The sequence below is a fragment of the Streptomyces sp. NPDC096046 genome, from assembly GCF_040303285.1.
GTDB lineage: Bacteria > Actinomycetota > Actinomycetes > Streptomycetales > Streptomycetaceae > Streptomyces.
Window position 1 is genome coordinate 1 of the sequence record NZ_JBEOSZ010000060.1, and the last position, 17,252, is coordinate 17,252.

Below are 17,252 nucleotides of genomic sequence, written 5' to 3' on the forward strand. Positions count from 1 at the left end.
CGTCCCTGGACGACGGGGCGGGCACGTCCTGGCGGACCGCCTCCACCGCCACCTCGTACGACACCGTGGCCGGACGGGTCACCCAGGTCGACGACCACGGCGACAACTCCACTGCGGCGGACAACCGCTGCACCCGCACCACGTACGCCACCAACAGCACCACCAACATCCTGAACCTGCCCGACCGCGTCGAGACCGTCGCCAAGTCCTGCGCCGACCCCGTCGACCGTTCCAAGGAGGTCATCTCCGATGTCCGCACGGCCTACGACGGCGGTGCCTACGGCGCGGCTCCGACCAAGGGCGACGTCACGGCCACGGCCCTGCTGAAGAAGCACGACGGCACCACGGCCACCTATCTGGAGTCCGGGGCGACCTTCGACTCCTACGGTCGCGTTCTCACCAGCACCGACCTGACGGCGAACGTCACGGTCGCGGGCACGGGCGCCCCCGCACGCACCGCGCGCACGGACGGCCGTACCACCACCACCGACCGCACGCCGAGCACCGGGTTCGTCACGAAGACGACCACGACCACGCCCCCGGCGAAGGCCGGGGACGCCACCACGGCCCTGGTCAGCTACGCCACCCACGACCCGCGGCGCGGCCTGCCGCTGACCCAGACCGACGCCAACGGCAAGGTCACGACCTTCGCCTACGACGCGCTCGGCAGGTCCTCGAAGGTGTGGCTGGCCGACCGTCAGACGACGCTGACGCCCAGCTACGAGTTCGACTACCTGGTCACCGACGGTCAGCCGGTCGCGGTCGTCACCAAGGGGCTCGGCGCCGGCGGCAGCCAGGTCGCCTCGTACGTCTTCTATGACGGCTTTCTGAGGGAGCGTCAGAACCAGGCTCCGGGACCCGACGGCGGGCGACTGCTGTCGGACGTCTTCTACGACGAACGCGGCCTGGCCACCAAGACCTTCGCGCCCTACTACGCCACGGGCGCGCCCTCCCGGACGCTGTTCAAGCCCGCGGACGCGCTCTCGGTCGAGACCCAGGTCCGCACCACCTACGACGGCATGGGCCGCCCGACCGTGACCGAGCAGATCGCGGGCAACGGCGACGGCGGCGCGGTGCTGGGCACCACCCGCACCATCTACGGCGGCGACCGCACTACGGTCATCCCGCCGGAGGGCGGCACAGCCACCACCACGGTCACCGACGCCCGAGGCCAGACGACCGAACTGCGCCAGCACCACACACGGGCCGCGGAAGCCGCGTACGACACCACCCGCTACGCCTACACCGAGCGCGGCGAACTGGAGAAGCTGACCGACCCGGCCGGAAACAGCTGGACCTACACCTACGACCTGCTCGGCCGTCTCACCGACACGACCGACCCGGACAAGGGCCCCAGCTCCAGCACGTACGACGACCACGGTCAGCTCATCTCCGTCTCGGACGACGGGGACACGGACCTCTTCCACGTCTACGACGGCCTCGGCCGACACACCGAGTTGCGGGAGAACAGCGCCACGGGAACCCTGCGCGCCAAGTGGGTTTACGACACCATCAGCGGCGCGAAGGGCCACCTGGCCGAGTCCACGCGCTACGTCGGTGGCAACGCCTACACCGACAAGGTCGTCGCCTACGACCGGCTCTACCGGGTGCTGCGCTCGACCACCACGATCCCCGCGAGCGAGGGGGCGCTCGCCGGCACGTATCTGTCGGCCACCGCCTACAACGTGGACGGCTCCGTGCGTTCGACCGGATTCCCGGCGGCGGGCGCACTGTCCGCCACCACGGTGGCGTTCACGTACGAGGACCAGACCTACCGGCCGATCGCGCTCAGCGGCAGCCAGGGTCTGGACGCCACCGTCAGCCACAGCCTCACGGGCAAGCCGCTGCAGTACGAGTTCTCCAACAACGGCGGCAAGAAGGTCTGGGCGACCAACACCTACGAATGGGGCACCCAGCGTCTGGCCACCTCCCGGGTGGACCGCGAGAACGTGGCGGGCGTCGACCGCAGTAACACCTACCGCTACGACCAGGCGGGCAACGTCCTTTCCGTCTCGGACGTCTCCCGCTCGGGCACCGACACGCAGTGCTTCGACTACGACCACCTGCGCCGGATGACCACGGCCTGGACCCAGGCCACCACCACCTGTGCCGCGGCGCCGAGCGGTCAGACGGTGGGCGGTCCCGCGCCGTACTGGCACTCGTACACGTACGACAAGGTGGGCAACCGGCGTACCGAGACCCTGCACGACGTCACCGGTGACGCGGCCAAGAACACCGTGCGCACCTACGCCTACCCGGAGCCGGGCGCGCCGCGTCCGCACGCCGTGAACTCCGTGACTCAGACGGGTCCGACGGGCACCGCGCGGGACTCCTACGGCTACGACGCGCTTGGCAACACCGAGCGGCGCACCCTGGCGGGAACGTCCCAGACCCTCGACTGGGACGCCGAAGGCCATCTGACCAAGGTGACCAAGCCGGTCGAGGGCAAGCCGGACGAGGTCACCGACTACGTCTACGACACCGAAGGCAATCGCCTCATCGCCCGGACCCCGACGGAGTCCACGCTCTACCTGGGCGCCACGCAGATCACCGTGGCCAAGGGCAGCACCACCCCCAAGGTCACCCGAACCCTCGACCTGGGTGACGGCCATCAGGCGGTGATCGACGACGACGGCTCGGTCGCCTTCACCATCGCCGACCATCAGGGCTCGGGCCAGCTGGCGATCGAGGCGGCGGACCAGCAGTTGACCCAGCGCCGTACGCTGCCGTTCGGCGACATTCGCGGCAGCCGACCCAGCAACTGGCCCGGTACCGCCGGATTCATCGGCGGGACGGACGATTCCGAGTCCACGGGGCTGCAGCACATCGGCGCACGTGAGTACGACCCTGCCACCGGCCGGTTCATCTCGGTCGACCCACTCCTCGACCCGGCCGATCCGCAAGCGTTCAACGCGTACGCCTACAGCAACAACAACCCGCTCACGTTCAGCGATCCGAGCGGTCTGAGGTGCATTCACGGTGCGCCGGGCGGCGGCGCGGACGGGATCTGCGCGGGCGTCGCAGGCGACACCGACGGCGTCATCAACGGCACCTCCAACAACTGCCCGGGAAACAATCGGTCCTGCAATGAGACCGCGTCCAAGATGGCCCAGGAGGCCAGGCGGAACGGCACCTACGGCAAGAAGCCGATCGTCATCCAGCCCAAGGGCGACTCGATCAGCATCCAGGGCACGTACATCCCGACCCAGGCGGAACTCGCCGAGACCTTCCCCTACTACCACGAGCGACTGGACTACCAGCACAACCTGCAGAACTGGGCGAGGGCCCGATGCACGGGCCTGACGGTCGCTGGTTCCGACTTCTGCAACGCGGTCGGAGAACTCGGCTGGTTCGGCGACCGGGACGGCCCCGGAATCCTCGAGGTACTGGGCGTCGACGACTACATCGGCTGCGTCAAGGGATCCGGCAGCGCCTGCAAGGCGGCGGCGATCGATGTGGGGATCGCAGTCGTCACGGGTGGGATCGGCAAAGCCTCGAAGGTCGTCTTCAAGAGCATCAAGTCCGGGATCAAGAAGGGGGATTCCATCCCCCAGTGTCTGGTGCCCCACAGCTTCACGCCGGGCACCCACGTCCTGATGGCGGATGGCTCGACGAAGCCCATCGAAGAAGTTCGCATCGGCGACAAGCTCGTGGTCAGCGACCCGTTGACCGGTGAGACCGCCGTACGCGCGGTCGTCGCCACCATCGTGACCGAGGATGACAAGCGCTTCGTCGAGCTCACGGTCACACAGCAACAGGGCCGGACCACGGCCTCGCTGACGTCCACCACGTCGCACCCCTTCTGGTCACCGTCAGAGGGCGCCTGGGTGGATGCCGGGGAACTCCGGCCTGGCATGACCCTGCGCGCCGTCGATGGCAGCACGGTTCGGGTGGAGAGCACGCGTCCGTTCCAGAAGCGGCAGCGAACACATGATCTTACGATTGATGATCTCCATACGTACTATGTGCTGGCCGGGGCTACGCCAGTATTGGTGCACAATGACGGCGGCGGTCCTGTCACCGATGACTTCAACCAAGCGCGGAATCAGGCTCTGGCTTGGCTGAGTTCTCGAGGATTCAAAGCTGAAAGAGTGACGCTGGGCAAGTTCGGGACGATCAAAGGAAAGCCCATCGGCATGCAGACGGCCAACGGCAAGGCGGGATTCCGGATCGAATTCGATGAAAGAAGTGGAGCCCACATCAATGTGTGGTCCGGTAAGGAGAAGGGGCCGCACTTCCAGTTCAATGCCACTGAGGCGACCGTGACGAAGCTTCAGAGTCTGCATGGCTGCGGTTGATGGAGGAATGGTTTGTCTGGTGACTACTGGGAAGAAGAGGTATTTTCCGTGCCTCCTCTGGCTTCCCTGGAGAAGACAAGCGCGTCAGATGTATTCGATTGGCTGGAGCGCCATTTCCCTTTTACGGAGGGGAAGATTGATTGGCGCCGCGCGAGTGGGAGGCATCGTCATTGGAGAATCGACGATGAACAACTGCTCGCGGAGAGTGCACTGAGGGAAATCTGTGCGCGAACCAAGCCAGGCTCGGCAATCGAGCACGTAGGAGACGGGCTTTCGCCGTACGGTGTGCGTTTTACCGGGAGTGAGGCCGCTTCGGTTGCGGCTGCACTTCTTGAAGTGCCGGAGCATCACTACTTCCTCGCAGCGGATCGAGCGTGGATTGTGGTGGTCTCCTTCGAGGGAGACTTGGATGTATTGGACCGAGTCGGCACCTAGCTGAGCTCGTAAACAGAATCCCCGCCGACAGGTCTGGATCCTCGGCGGGGCTTCTGGGAGTTCATGGTCGATTGAGGCTGGAATGAAGTATCAGGAGCGAGACGATCTATTGTGGAGGAAAGTGTGCCCAAATTTTGGTCTGGGAAGACGTCGGTTTCGCTATTGGCAGGTCTGACAATTCTTGCGACAGTCGGATGCTCGGGTGGAGAAGGAGTTGATGCGGCCAACTCTGTCGGTGTCAAAAGTTCTTCTCCTGCCGGAACTCCTGAAAAATCCCTGACCGCGCAGGACCTGAAAACCCTTGCCCTTACCGCGGATGAGGTTCCCGGGAACAGGGGAGTTGATGTCCGAGACGCGGCGTCCGAGAGTGAGAGCACTTTTCCGCCGGTTTCTGTGAAGCCCTGTCAGACGATAATTGACTTCATTCACGCTGACGGTGCTTCTGCCTCTGTGGTTCAGGTCTTCAACTGGGAAAAAGACATCGCGGGAGGGGGGTCCACTCTTGCCTACTATGGTGTCGATGAGGCTAAGCGGGCATTTCAGCGGGCCCGGGAGGCGCTGAAGAGGTGCGCCTCATACTCGGGGGCGAATCATGCGGGGGAATATACCGCTGAGGTCAAGGCTGGGAAGGCTCCGAATGTCGGGGACGGAGCTGTTGTCTTCCATGAGGCCACCTCGGTTAAGTCCTTTGACGGAGTGGAGAGCATCACCGCGAACACTGAGTACGTATGTGTGCGGACAGGAGGTGCTGTCGCGGTATTCAATAAGTCGGGATACGAGAAGGATGTGACGTTTCCGCGTCGACTCATCGCAAAGCAGGTCGATCGTCTGGCGAAAGCTCAACGCTGAGCTCGGGCAGGGGCGGCGCGCGACTCATCGGCCGCCCCGCATATGGTGAACCGGTGAACGGCGACTGGCTCATCCGCGGCCGTGACGGCCGCCTCAGCGTCTATCTCCCCACCAACGACGCCGTCCTGTGCCGGGCGGAACTCGGACCCGGCGGCCCCTGGGAGCCCCCGCGACGGGTCGGCGGCGACCAGAAGCTGCGCCCCGGCCCCGCGGTAGGTCAGGGGGCCGACGCCTACGCGCATCTGGCCGCCTGGCGGCCCACCAAGCTCGGTGAGGCGGGACTCGTGCACACGACGCAGTTCCGCCCCCGTCTCGCGGCCCTGGACTGGGCGTCGATCGGCCATCCCGACAAGACCGGTGACCGCACGGGGACGCCTGCCGTCGCGGTCGATGTCCGGGGACGCGGCCATGTCTTCGTGCGCAACGGGAGCGGCGGGGTGAGCATGCGCATGCAGAAGGAGAAAGGCGGCTGGGACCCCTGGCGGGACCTCAAGGGGCATGACGTGCAGGGCCGGCTCGCGGCCGTGACGGGGGAGTCCGGGCGCGTCGAGCTGTACGCGGCCGCCGCCGGGACTGTACTGCACTGGCGGCAGGAGGAACTGGCAGCCGTACCGACCCTGGTCGGAGAGAGGGAGATTTTGGTGCGTCCGGACACGCTGCACGCCCTGGCCACCTCGCCGGACGCGACCACCCTCTTCTACGCGAACGACGCGGGCGACCTGTGCGCCTGGCGCTCCGGCAGCGAACCGGTGACCCTGCTGCCTTCCGCGGGCCCCGGCCCAGTCTCGGCGATCCGCTGCGAACTCGACGGTCACGACTGCACGTTGCTCGCCCAGCGCTCGGCGAGCGGCCGGGTCGCCTTCGCCGCCTATCCGACGGAGCGGGAGTCGGCGGGTGCGTGGTGGACAGAGTCCGGACCGCAGCTCCCGGCGGACGCGGTGGTGGGGCTGGCGCTGGACGAGGAGGAGCGCGTGGTGGCGGCCACGGTGTCGCCGTCGACGGGGCAGCTGCTCGTCACCCGGCGCAAGGACGAGCCGGGGCTCGCGCTGGAGGCGTGGCGTAAGACCTGAGGGCGACGTGATGCGCGGGACCGCAGGGGCGTCCTTGAGACAGGATGGCCCCATGGTGCCCCCCGGGACGTCCTGGGTGCTCTTCGAGCACGGCACCTGCGTGCTGCTGAAGGAGCCCGAGGGAGACCTGGCGGAGTAGGCTTCGGGCATCCTCGGCGAGTTCGGCCCGGTGCACGTCGGCTCCCCGGCCGGTGACTTCCACGTGCTCACCCTCAAGGACGAGCTCGGCTGGCGGGTCACCGGGCACCACCCGGACGTCGTCACCCACGTCGCCCTCGATGAGCCCGTCGATCCCTCGCACCTGGCCGTCGGCATCCACGGCCGCACCAAACGCCATCAGGACGGGACGGACCTCCACGTCGTCCATGTCGAGGACCGGCGCCCGAGCGCCGACTGAGACGCCGGTGCCCCGCACACCGACTGGCGTGCGGGGCACCGGCGTGCACAGCGGAGCGCTTACGCGGGGACGCTCGCGACGCCCTGGGCCAGGAACGTCTTGCCGTTCACGCGCTCGGAGACACCCTCGCGGTCCAGGTACGGCGTGATGCCGCCCAGGTGGAAGGGCCAGCCGGCGCCCGTGATGAGGCAGAGGTCGATGTCCTGGGCCTCGGCGACGACGCCCTCGTCGAGCATGATGCCGATCTCCTGCGCCACCGCGTCCAGGACCCGGTCGCGGACCTGCTCCTCCGTCAGGACGGTGTCGCCCTGCTTCAGCAGCGCGGCGACCTCGGGGTCGAGTTCGGGCTTGCCGCTGTCGTAGACGTAGAAGCCGCGCTTGCCCGCCTCGACGACCGCCTTGAGGTTCGGGGAGACCGTGAAGCGGTCCGGGAAGGCCCGGTTGAGCGTCTCGGAGACGTGCAGGCCGATGGCCGGGCCGACGAGCTCCAGCAGGACCAGCGGCGACATCGGCAGACCGAGCGGCTCTACGGCCTTCTCCGCGACCTCGACGGGGGTGCCCTCGTCGATGACGTTCTGGATCTCGCCCATGAAGCGGGTCAGGATGCGGTTCACGACGAACGCCGGGGCGTCCTTGGTGAGGACCGCAGTCTTCTTCAGCTTCTTGGCGACACCGAACGCCGTGGCGAGGGCGGCGTCGTCGGTCTGCTCGCCGCGCACGATCTCCAGCAGCGGCAGGACCGTGACCGGGTTGAAGAAGTGGAAGCCGACGACCCGCTCGGGGTGCTTCAGCTTCGAGGCCATCTCCGAGACCGACAGCGAGGAGGTGTTGGTGGCGAGGATCGCGTGCGCCGGGGCGACCGCCTCGACCTCCGCGAACACCTGCTGCTTGACGCCCATCTCCTCGAAGACCGCTTCGATGATGAAGTCGGCGTCCGCGAAGCCCTCGGCCTTGTCCAGCACACCGGACACCAGCGCCTTGAGGCGGTTGGCCTTGTCCTTGTTGACACGGCCCTTGCCGAGCAGCTTGTCGATCTCGGCGTGGACGTAGCCCACGCCCTTGTCGACGCGCTCCTGGTCGATGTCGGTCAGCACGACCGGCACCTCCAGGCGGCGCAGGAACAGCAGCGCGAGCTGGGAGGCCATCAGACCGGCGCCGACGACACCGACCTTGGTGACCGGGCGGGCCAGGGACTTGTCCGGGGCGCCGGCCGGGCGCTTGCCGCGCTTCTGCACCAGGTTGAAGGCGTAGATGCCGGCGCGCAGTTCACCGCCCATGATGAGGTCGGCGAGCGCCTTGTCCTCGGCGTCGTAGCCCTGCTGGAGGTCGCCGTTCTTGGCGGCGGCGATGATGTCCAGGGCGCGGTAGGCGGCCGGGGCGGCGCCGTGCACCTTGGAGTCCGCGATGAAGCGGCCCTTGGCGACGGCCTGGTCCCAGGCCTCGCCGCGGTCGATCACCGGGCGCTCGATCTCCAGCTCGCCCTTGAGGACGGCGGCGGTCCAGATCAGGGACTGCTCCAGGAAGTCCGCGCCCTCGAAGATCGCGTCGGCGATCCCGAGCTCGTAGACCTGCTTGCCCTTGAGCTGCTTGTTCTGGTTGAGGCTGTTCTCGATGATCACCGAGACGGCCTTCTCGGGGCCGATCAGGTTCGGCAGCAGCGTGCAGCCGCCCCAGCCGGGGACCAGGCCGAGGAAGACCTCGGGCAGGGAGAACGCCGGCACGGCCGCGGAGACGGTGCGGTAGGTGCAGTGCAGACCGACCTCGACACCGCCGCCCATCGCGGCGCCGTTGTAGTACGCGAAGGTCGGCACGGCCAGCTTGGACAGCCGCTTGAAGACCTCGTGGCCGCCCTTGCCGATGGCGAGCGCGTGCTCGTGCTCCTTGAGGATCTCCACGCCCTTGAGGTCGGCGCCGACCGCGAAGATGAACGGCTTGCCGGTGATGCCGACGCCGATGATCTCGCCGTCCGCCGCCTCCTTCTCGACCTGGTCGATGGCGGTGTTCAGGTTCGCCAGCGAGGCCGGGCCGAAGGTGGTCGGCTTGGTGTGGTCGTGGCCGTTGTCCAGGGTGATCAGGGCGAAACGCCCGCCCGCGGCGGAGCCGCTCTTGGATGCTGCCAGCGGCAGGTCGAAGTGGCGTACGTGCGCACTCGTGACGACCTCGTCCGGGAACAGTTCGGAAGCCTGCTTGAGAAGCTCGGCGGTGGTGCTCACTTGTCCCCCTCGAAGTGCGGGTTCTCCCAGATGACCGTCGCGCCCATGCCGAAGCCGACGCACATGGTGGTCAGGCCGTAGCGGACGTGCGGCTGCTCCTCGAACTGGCGGGCCAGCTGCGTCATCAGGCGGACGCCCGAGGAAGCGAGCGGGTGGCCGAAGGCGATGGCGCCGCCGTACTGGTTGACGCGCTCGTCGTCGTCGGCGATGCCGTAGTGGTCGAGGAAGGCCAGCACCTGGACGGCGAAGGCCTCGTTGATCTCGAACAGGCCGATGTCGGAGATCGACAGGCCCGCCTGGGCCAGTGCCTTCTCCGTCGCCGGGATCGGGCCGTAGCCCATGACCTCCGGCTCGACGCCCGCGAAGGAGTAGGAGACCAGGCGCATCTTCACGGGGAGGTCGTGCTCCCGCGCGAACTCCTCGGAGGCGATGAGCGAGGCGGTGGCGCCGTCGTTCAGACCGGCCGCGTTACCGGCGGTGACCCGGCCGTGCACACGGAACGGGGTCTTCAGGCCCTGGAGGTTCTCCAGGGTCGTGCCCGGGCGCATCGGCTCGTCGGCGGTGACCAGGCCCCAGCCCGTCTCACCGGCCTCGGGGGAGGTGCGGCGTACCGAGATCGGCACCAGGTCGGCCTGGATCTTGCCGTTGGCGTACGCCTTGGCGGCCTTCTCCTGGGAGCGCACCGCGTACTCGTCGGCGCGCAGCTTGGTGATCTGCGGGTAACGGTCGTGCAGGTTCTCCGCGGTCATGCCCATGAACAGGGCCGACTCGTCGACCAGCTTCTCGGAGACGAACCGCGGGTTCGGGTCCACGCCCTCACCCATCGGGTGGCGGCCCATGTGCTCGACACCGCCCGCGATGGCGATGTCGTAGGCGCCGAAGGCGACGGAACCGGCGACCGAGGTGACGGCCGTCAGGGCGCCGGCGCACATGCGGTCGATGGAGTAGCCCGGCACGGACTGCGGAAGACCGGCGAGGATCCCGGCGGTGCGGCCGATGGTCAGGCCCTGGTCACCGATCTGCGTGGTCGCGGCGATGGCGACCTCGTCGATCTTCTTGGGGTCGAGTCCGGGGTTGCGGCGCAGCAGCTCCCGGATCGCCTTCACGACGAGGTCGTCGGCACGGGTCTCGTGGTAGATGCCCTTCGGGCCCGCCTTGCCGAACGGGGTGCGGACGCCGTCGACGAAGACGACGTCCCTGACGGTACGAGGCACGATGGCTCTCCTCCAGGGTCAGGATCTGCATTGCTGCTGCGATGCGCTGAGCGCGCGCTCAGACTCCATGCTACTTATGAGTAACGTAGCTGCACAGTCCTGACAGGGGGAGCGGTGAAGGTCACACCGTCGCCGGAGCCGTGGAGCCCCGGGGAGTCAGCACGGGAGTGGGCACCGGATGCGACCCGGCCTCGCCCCCGGTGAGCACCGAGAACAGCGTCCGGGCCACCTCCGCCCCGAACCCGTGCACGTCATGGCTCATCGCCGACAGGGTCGGGTGCGTCAGCCGGCACAGCTGCGAGTCGTCCCAGGCCAGCAGCGACACGTCCTGAGGCACCCGCAGCCCCATCTCCGCCGCCACCGACAGCCCCGCCACCGCCATGATGTCGTTGTCGTACACGATCGCCGTCGGCCGGTCGCCCGGCGCGGCGGTCAGCAGCGACCGGGTCGCCCGTGCTCCCGCGTCCCCCGAGAAGTCCGTCGCGACCTGCCACGCCCCGGCCAGTGCCAGTGCCCCGGCCGCCTCGTCGAAGGCGGCCGTCCGGATCGCCGTGTGCCCGAGCTCCGCCGCCCCGCCCACCCGGGCGATCCGCCGGTGCCCGAGCGCGGCCAGATACCGCGCCGCCTCCGTCACGGCCGTGGCGTCGTCCGTCCACACCGAGGTGAGCCCCCCGGTCAGCGAGGGGTGCCCGACGGCGACCACCGGCATCCCCAGGCGCTCCGCCAGGGCCGGGCGGGGGTCATCGGCCCGGAAGTCGACGAGGATCGACCCGCCGATCTGCCGCCCCCGCCACCACGCCTCCTGGACGACCACCTCCTCGTCCATGTTCCGCACGAGTCGCAGCAGCAGCGAACTGGAGTGCTCGGTCAGCACGCTCTGCACGCCCGAGACGAACTCCATGTACCAGGGCTCCAGGCCGAGCACCCGTGCCGGCCGGCACACGGCGAGACCGACCACGTCCACCCGCGATCCGGCCAGCGTCCGCGCCGTGAGGCTCGGCGCCCAGCCCAGCTCCCGGGCCGCGAGGAAGATCCGGTCCCGGGTGGCCTCCGACAGACCGGGCTTGTGGTTGAAGGCGAGGGACACCGCGCCCTTGGACACACCGGCGCGCGCGGCGACGTCCTTGATGGTGACGCGAGGGGTCGGCGTTGCCGTCATCGGGTGGGCTCCACGCAGTACAGGGCAGAACGAGCGGTCTCCGTGTCCGGAGTCTTCCAGCCGCGCACGCCGATGGTCACCTCTTCGCCCGGCAGCAGCGTGACCAGGCCCCGGTCGGCGCGCGCCCCCGGCTCCAGCCGGTCGGCCTGGAGGAGCAGGTCCCGGACCAGGGTGCGGGCGGTCACCGTGATGCCGCCCGGAGTGAGTGCGACGTCGAACCGCGGGGCGGGACAGGAGACGTCGCGGTCGGGCACGGGAAAGTGCACCGCCCGCAGCGGGCCCGCGTCGGCGACCAGGAACTCCTTCGGCCCGTCGGGCGTCAGCTCGCACGGCACGTCGACGCGCGCCACGGTCCGCTTGCCGGCCGTCAGTTCCACATCCGCCCGCCCCAGCACCTCGCCCTCGACGGAAAGCCGCCGCAGGGTCAGTGTTTCCCGCCAGTCGTCCGCGGCCTGGTTGACGGCGGCCAGCTCCGGCCCGCCGTCCCCCGGCCGGATGGTCAGCAGCCGGTCCGCGTACAACCGCTTCAGCTCGTGGTACAGCGGCTTCTCCCGGCCGTCCCCGTCGATCGCCGCCCAGGACGTCACCGGCCAGCAGTCGTTGAGCTGCCAGACGATCGTGCCCGCGCACACCGGCCAGTGGGAACGCCAGTGCTCGATCCCGGCCGCGACCGCCCGCGCCTGGTTGAGCTGCGTGAGGTAGTGCCACCGGTCGAAGTCCCCCTCCGGCAGGGCGAAGTGCCGCCGGAGCCCCCGCTCCAGCTTGCCGTTGCCGTCGTCCGCCTTCTGGTGGTGCAGCATGCCGGGGGAGTCCGGCGCGAGTTCCTCCGCCTGCAGGGCCCGGCGCAGGGTGGCGTACGCGGGCGGCGCCTGCCAGCCGAACTCCGCGACGAACCGGGGCACGCTGAGCCGGTAGTCCGCGTAGTCCGCCCGGTTCCACACCTCCCACGAGTGGTGGGTGCCGTGCGCCGGGTCGTTCGGGTGGTGCCGCCAGGAACCGGACCAGGGACTCCCCGCCGTGTAGGGCCGGGTCGGGTCCGACTCGGCCACCACTCGCGGCAGGAGGCCCAGGTAGTAGCCCTCGCCCCAGGAGTCCCCGGCCAGCCGCGGCTCCCACTCCCAGTCCCGGAAGCCCCACAGGTTCTCGTTGTTGCCGTTCCACAGCACGAGCGAGGGATGCGGCATCAGCCGTACGACGTTCTCCCGCGCCTCGGCCTCCACCTCGCCGCGCAGCGGTTGCTCCTCCGGGTAGGCCGCGCAGGCGAACGGGAAGTCCTGCCAGACCAGCAGGCCGAGTTCGTCGCAGGCGTCGTAGAAGTCCTCGCTCTCGTAGATCCCGCCGCCCCAGATCCGCACGAGGTCCACACCGGCACCGGCCGCCTGCTCCAGCCGCCGCCGGTAGCGCTCGCGGGTGATGCGGGACGGGAAGACGTCGTCCGGGATCCAGTTGACGCCCCGCGCGAAGAGCCGCTCGCCGTTGACGACGAGGGTGAAGCCCGTGCCGTGCGCATCGGGCCGCCGGTCCAGTCCCACACTGCGGAAACCGATCCGCCGCCGCCACACGTCCAGTTCGTCCGCGCCGTGCAGCAGCTTCAACTCGACGTCGTAGAGCGGCTGTTCCCCGTAGCCGCGCGGCCACCACAGGCGCGCGTCCGGCACCCGCAGCCGTAGGGTCCCGCCCGCCCCGTCGATCTCCGCCCGCGCCCGCACCCCCGCGACGGTCGCCTCCACGGCGAGCGGCGCCTCCACCCGGGTCCGCTCGACGTCGACGGCCAGCTCGACGACGCCCGTGCCCTGCTCGACGGTGACCAGCGGGCGCACCCGGGCGATCCGGGCCGTCGACCAGTGCTCCAGGCGCACCGGCCGCCAGATCCCGGCCGTCACCAGGGTCGGTCCCCAGTCCCAGCCGAAGGAGCAGGCCATCTTGCGCAGGTACTGGTAGGGCTCGGCGTAGGCGGCGGGCCGTTCGCCCAGTCGGCTCCGCACGGCCTCGGCCTCGGCGTAGGCGGAGACGAACCGCACGGACAGCAGCCCGGACAGGCCCGTCACGTCGAACCGGTACGAGCGGTGCATGTTGCGCACCTTCCCCAGCAGGCGCCCGTCCAGGGAGATCTCGGCGACGGTGTCGAGCCCGTCGAAGACCAGGTCGGTCTGCTCCTGCCCCCACGAGCCGCCGATCTCCCGCTCGTACGTCCAGTCGCGGCGCCCCACCCAGGCCACCTCGGTCTCGTTGCGGCCGAGGAACGGGTCCGGGATCCGCCCGGCCGCCATCAGATCGGTGTGCACGCAGCCCGGCACGGTGGCCGGCAGCGTGTCCGAGTCGTGCCGCAGGATCCATCCCTCGCCGAGTGGTGTGACCTCCAGCATGCGCACTCCCTTAACCGGTTCAGTGAAGAGTCGAGTGACGGCTTTGCATCCTTGGCGGGATTGGGACTTTACCGGTTGAGTGCACGCTGTCAGAGTTCCGAACCAGCCATACCGCACGTGCTCGTCCGTCCCGAGTTCCCCTCCGCGAACGGAGCTGACGCACATGAACCGCCGTACCCTCCTCGCCCTCGCCGTGGGCGCCGCCCTGCTCGCCTCCGGCTGCACCGGCACCGGGGGCTCCTCGAAGGGCGCCGACGCCGAGGCGCCCGACGATCCCTCCAAGGTCGACGGGACCATCACCGTGCTCACCCACCGGACCGACCTCGTGCAGGACGGGACGCTGAAGAAGTACGCCGCCGAGTTCAACAGGACGTACCCGAAGGTGAAGGTCGAGTTCGACGGCATCACCGACTACGAGGGCGAAGTCAAGATCCGTATGAACACGGAGAACTACGGCGACGTCCTCATGATCCCCGCGGTGATCCAGAAGAAGGACTACCCCAGGTTCTTCGCCTCGCTGGGCAGCCAGGAGGAGCGGAGCAAGAAGTACCGCTTCACGGACTTCACCGCCGTCGGCGGCAAGGTCTACGGCCAGAGCCCGCTCGGCGCGGTCCCCGGGTTCATCTACAACAAGAAGGTGTGGAGCGAGGCGGGGGTCACCGACTGGCCCACCACTCCGGCCGAGTTCCTCGCCGGGCTCAAGGCGATCAAGTCGAAGACCGACGCGGTCCCCTACTACACCAACTTCAAGGACAAGTGGCCGCTCAGTCAGTGGACGGGGGTCAACGGCTCGGTCGGCTGCGACGAACAGGCGACCACCAGGCTGGCCGAGGACAATCCCTGGGCCGAGGGCGCCGACCTGCGGGTGGCCGACACACTGCTGTACGACATCGTGCACGAGGGGCTCAGCGAGAAGGACCCGACGACCACCAACTGGGAGGCGTCCAAGCCCCGGCTGGCCAAGGGCGAGATCGCCACCATGTGGCTCGGCTCCTGGGCGGTCATCCAGATGCGCGGCGCGGCGAAGCAGGCCGGCACCGACCCGGACGACATCGGGTTCATGCCCTTCCCCGCACAGAAGGACGGCAGCTTCTGCGCGGTCACGTCACCCGACTACAACCAGGCCGTCAACATCCACTCCGAGCACAAGCAAGCCGCCCGGGCCTGGATCGACTGGTTCACCGAGGAATCCGGCTACGCCCGGGACAACCTGGCGCTCTCCCCGCTGAAGGACGCCCCGCTGCCCGACGTCCTGAAGCCGTACGAGCAGGCGGGCGTCAAGCTCCTCGAACTCGACGACAGCAAGGGCGCCGAGGTGAAGACCATCGAGAACCGGTCCGAGGTCGGCATCAACAAGCCCGACTACCGCCAGGAACTCGTGGACATGGCCCGCGGTGCCAGAGAGGGCGACCCGGACGACTACCTGGACGGCCTCGGTGAGAAGTGGACCGAGACGCAGAAGTCGCTGGGGTACTGATGACGGGCACGACCGAGACGGCGGCCGTCACGGCCGCCGCGGGGGCGGCGGCCACTGCCCCGGCCCCCACCCCGCGCCGCGTCCGTCGGTGGCGCGGGGCCACCCCCTGGCTCTTCCTGCTCGCCCCACTCGCCCTGCTGATCGTCTTCACCTACGCGCCGATCGCCAACATGGTCGCGTACAGCTTCACCGACTGGGACGGAGTGAGCCCCGAACTGCACTACACGGGCACCGAGAACTACGCCGAACTCTTCACCCGCTCCGAGCTGTTCGAGGTCTTCTGGGTCAGCGGCTACTACCTGGCGGCCTCCGTGATCCAGATCGTCGCCGCGCTCTACTTCGCCACGATCCTCAGCTTCAACGTCCGCTTCCGGAACTTCTTCAAGGGCGTGCTGTTCTTCCCGTACCTGATCAACGGCGTGGCGATCGGATTCGTCTTCCTCTACTTCTTCCAGGACGGCGGCACCCTCGACTCGGTGCTGGGCCTGCTCGGAGTGGAGACGGACCGAGCGTGGCTGGGGAGCCCCACCTCGGCGAACACGTCCCTCGCGGCGGTCTCCGTCTGGCGCTACCTGGGCCTGAACTTCGTCCTCTTCCTGGGGGCGATCCAGTCGGTCCCCGGGGAGCTGTACGAGGCGGCCGAGCTGGACGGCGCGAACCGCTGGCACCAGTTCCGCCACATCATCGCGCCGGGCATCAAGCCGGTGCTGTCCCTGACGGTGATCCTGTCGATCTCGGGCTCCCTGTCGGTCTTCGAGATCCCGTACATCATGACCGGCGGAGCGACCGGCACCGAGACGTTCGTGATCCAGACCGTGAAGCTCGCCTTCCAGTTCAACAAGACGGGCCTCGCCTCGGCGGCCGCGGTCGTGCTGCTGCTGATCGTCCTGGCGGTGACCTGGGTGCAGCGGCGCCTCGCCCCCGACGACAAGGTGGACCTCGTATGACACGCCGCTCGGTGAGCCGTCTCCTCGTGTACCTGTCGCTGATCGCCGCGACCGCGGTGGTCCTGCTCCCGCTGGCCGCCGTGCTCCTGACCTCCCTCAAGTCCGAGCAGGAGATGGCGGACGGCAGCGGAGCGCTCGCGCTGCCCGACGACCCGTTCAACTTCCACAACTACGTGACGGCGTTCCAGGACGGCCGGATGCTCCCGGCGTTCGCCAACACCGCGATCATCCTCGTCGTGGCCATCGGCGGCACCGTCCTCATCGGCTCGATGACGGCCTACGCCATCGACCGCTTCCGGTTCCGCTTCCGTACGTCGGTCCTGGCCCTGTTCCTCGTCGCCGCCCTGGTCCCCGGAGTGACCACCCAGGTGGCCACCTTCCAGATCGTGAACAGCTTCGGCATGTTCGACAGCCTCTGGGCGCCGATCGCCCTCTACACGGGCACGGACATCGTCTCGATCTACATCTTCCTGCAGTTCGTCCGGTCGATCCCGATCTCCCTGGACGAGTCGGCCCGCATCGACGGGGCCAACGCCTTCACGGTCTACCGCAAGGTCATCTTCCCGCTGCTGAAACCGGCGATCGCGACGGTCGTGATCGTGAAGGGGATCACCGTCTACAACGACTTCTACATCCCCTTCCTCTACCTGCCCTCCGAAGATCTTGGCGTGATCTCGACGTCACTGTTCCGCTTCAAGGGCCCGTTCGGCGCCCACTGGGAGACGATCTCGGCGGGAGCGATCCTCGTCATCGTCCCCACTTTGATCGTCTTCCTGTTCCTCCAGCGGTTCATCTACAACGGTTTCACCCGGGGGGCCACGAAGTAG

The 17,252-nt window shown here is 68.5% G+C and carries 11 protein-coding genes and 1 pseudogene; 8 read left to right on the forward strand and 4 right to left on the reverse strand.

Annotation, left to right across the window (positions count from 1 at the left end; all coding sequences use genetic code 11):
- The 5 genes and pseudogenes from ABTX62_RS33560 to ABTX62_RS33580 form a co-directional block, all read left to right on the forward strand.
- Positions 1-4,298 (forward strand): polymorphic toxin-type HINT domain-containing protein (locus ABTX62_RS33560; protein ID WP_352119710.1); only part of this gene is annotated, 4,298 nt, incomplete at its 5' end.
- A 12-nt stretch (positions 4,299-4,310) separates the two neighbouring features.
- A complete protein-coding gene (locus ABTX62_RS33565; RefSeq protein WP_352119711.1) occupies positions 4,311-4,733 on the forward strand; it encodes a hypothetical protein in 423 nt (140 codons plus the stop codon).
- A gap of 162 nt (positions 4,734-4,895) precedes the next feature.
- Positions 4,896-5,582: a hypothetical protein gene (locus ABTX62_RS33570; protein WP_352119712.1), complete on the forward strand. Its 687-nt coding sequence runs from the start codon at positions 4,896-4,898 to the stop codon at positions 5,580-5,582.
- 53 nt (positions 5,583-5,635) lie between these two features.
- Positions 5,636-6,652, forward strand: a complete 1,017-nt coding sequence (locus ABTX62_RS33575) for a PLL family lectin (protein WP_352119713.1) — start codon at positions 5,636-5,638, stop codon at positions 6,650-6,652.
- 52 nt (positions 6,653-6,704) lie between these two features.
- Positions 6,705-7,049 (forward strand): annotated as a pseudogene (locus ABTX62_RS33580) (hypothetical protein).
- A gap of 59 nt (positions 7,050-7,108) precedes the next feature.
- Here the strand turns inward: ABTX62_RS33580 and ABTX62_RS33585 are convergent.
- The 4 genes from ABTX62_RS33585 to ABTX62_RS33600 form a co-directional block, all read right to left on the reverse strand.
- Entirely contained in the window at positions 7,109-9,262 is a 2,154-nt protein-coding gene (locus tag ABTX62_RS33585; RefSeq protein ID WP_352119714.1) for a 3-hydroxyacyl-CoA dehydrogenase NAD-binding domain-containing protein, read from the reverse strand.
- The gene (locus tag ABTX62_RS33590; RefSeq protein ID WP_352119715.1) at positions 9,259-10,476 is read right to left on the reverse strand and encodes a thiolase family protein; all 1,218 of its coding nucleotides are present in this window, start codon (positions 10,474-10,476) and stop codon (positions 9,259-9,261) included. Before ABTX62_RS33590 ends, ABTX62_RS33585 begins: the two co-directional genes overlap by 4 nt.
- Before the next feature lie 121 nt (positions 10,477-10,597).
- Positions 10,598-11,635 (reverse strand): LacI family DNA-binding transcriptional regulator, encoded by a 1,038-nt coding sequence (locus ABTX62_RS33595; RefSeq protein WP_352119716.1) that lies wholly within the window; start codon positions 11,633-11,635, stop codon positions 10,598-10,600.
- Positions 11,632-14,001, reverse strand: a complete 2,370-nt coding sequence (locus ABTX62_RS33600; RefSeq protein ID WP_352119717.1) for a glycoside hydrolase family 2 protein — start codon at positions 13,999-14,001, stop codon at positions 11,632-11,634. The genes ABTX62_RS33595 and ABTX62_RS33600 overlap by 4 nt, the downstream gene beginning before the upstream one ends.
- Positions 14,002-14,164: 163 nt before the next feature.
- Here ABTX62_RS33600 and ABTX62_RS33605 point away from each other — a divergent pair, with 163 nt between their 5' ends.
- Genes ABTX62_RS33605 through ABTX62_RS33615 form a run of 3 tightly spaced genes read left to right on the forward strand, consistent with a single transcriptional unit; the run spans position 14,165 to position 17,252 of the window.
- Positions 14,165-15,478, forward strand: coding sequence for an ABC transporter substrate-binding protein (locus tag ABTX62_RS33605; RefSeq protein ID WP_352119718.1), 1,314 nt, complete (start codon positions 14,165-14,167; stop codon positions 15,476-15,478).
- A complete protein-coding gene (locus tag ABTX62_RS33610) occupies positions 15,478-16,425 on the forward strand; it encodes a carbohydrate ABC transporter permease (RefSeq protein WP_352119719.1) in 948 nt (315 codons plus the stop codon). Before ABTX62_RS33605 ends, ABTX62_RS33610 begins: the two co-directional genes overlap by 1 nt.
- On the forward strand, positions 16,422-17,252 hold the full coding sequence (locus ABTX62_RS33615) for a carbohydrate ABC transporter permease (RefSeq protein ID WP_352119720.1): 831 nt from the start codon (positions 16,422-16,424) through the stop codon (positions 17,250-17,252). The genes ABTX62_RS33610 and ABTX62_RS33615 overlap by 4 nt, the downstream gene beginning before the upstream one ends.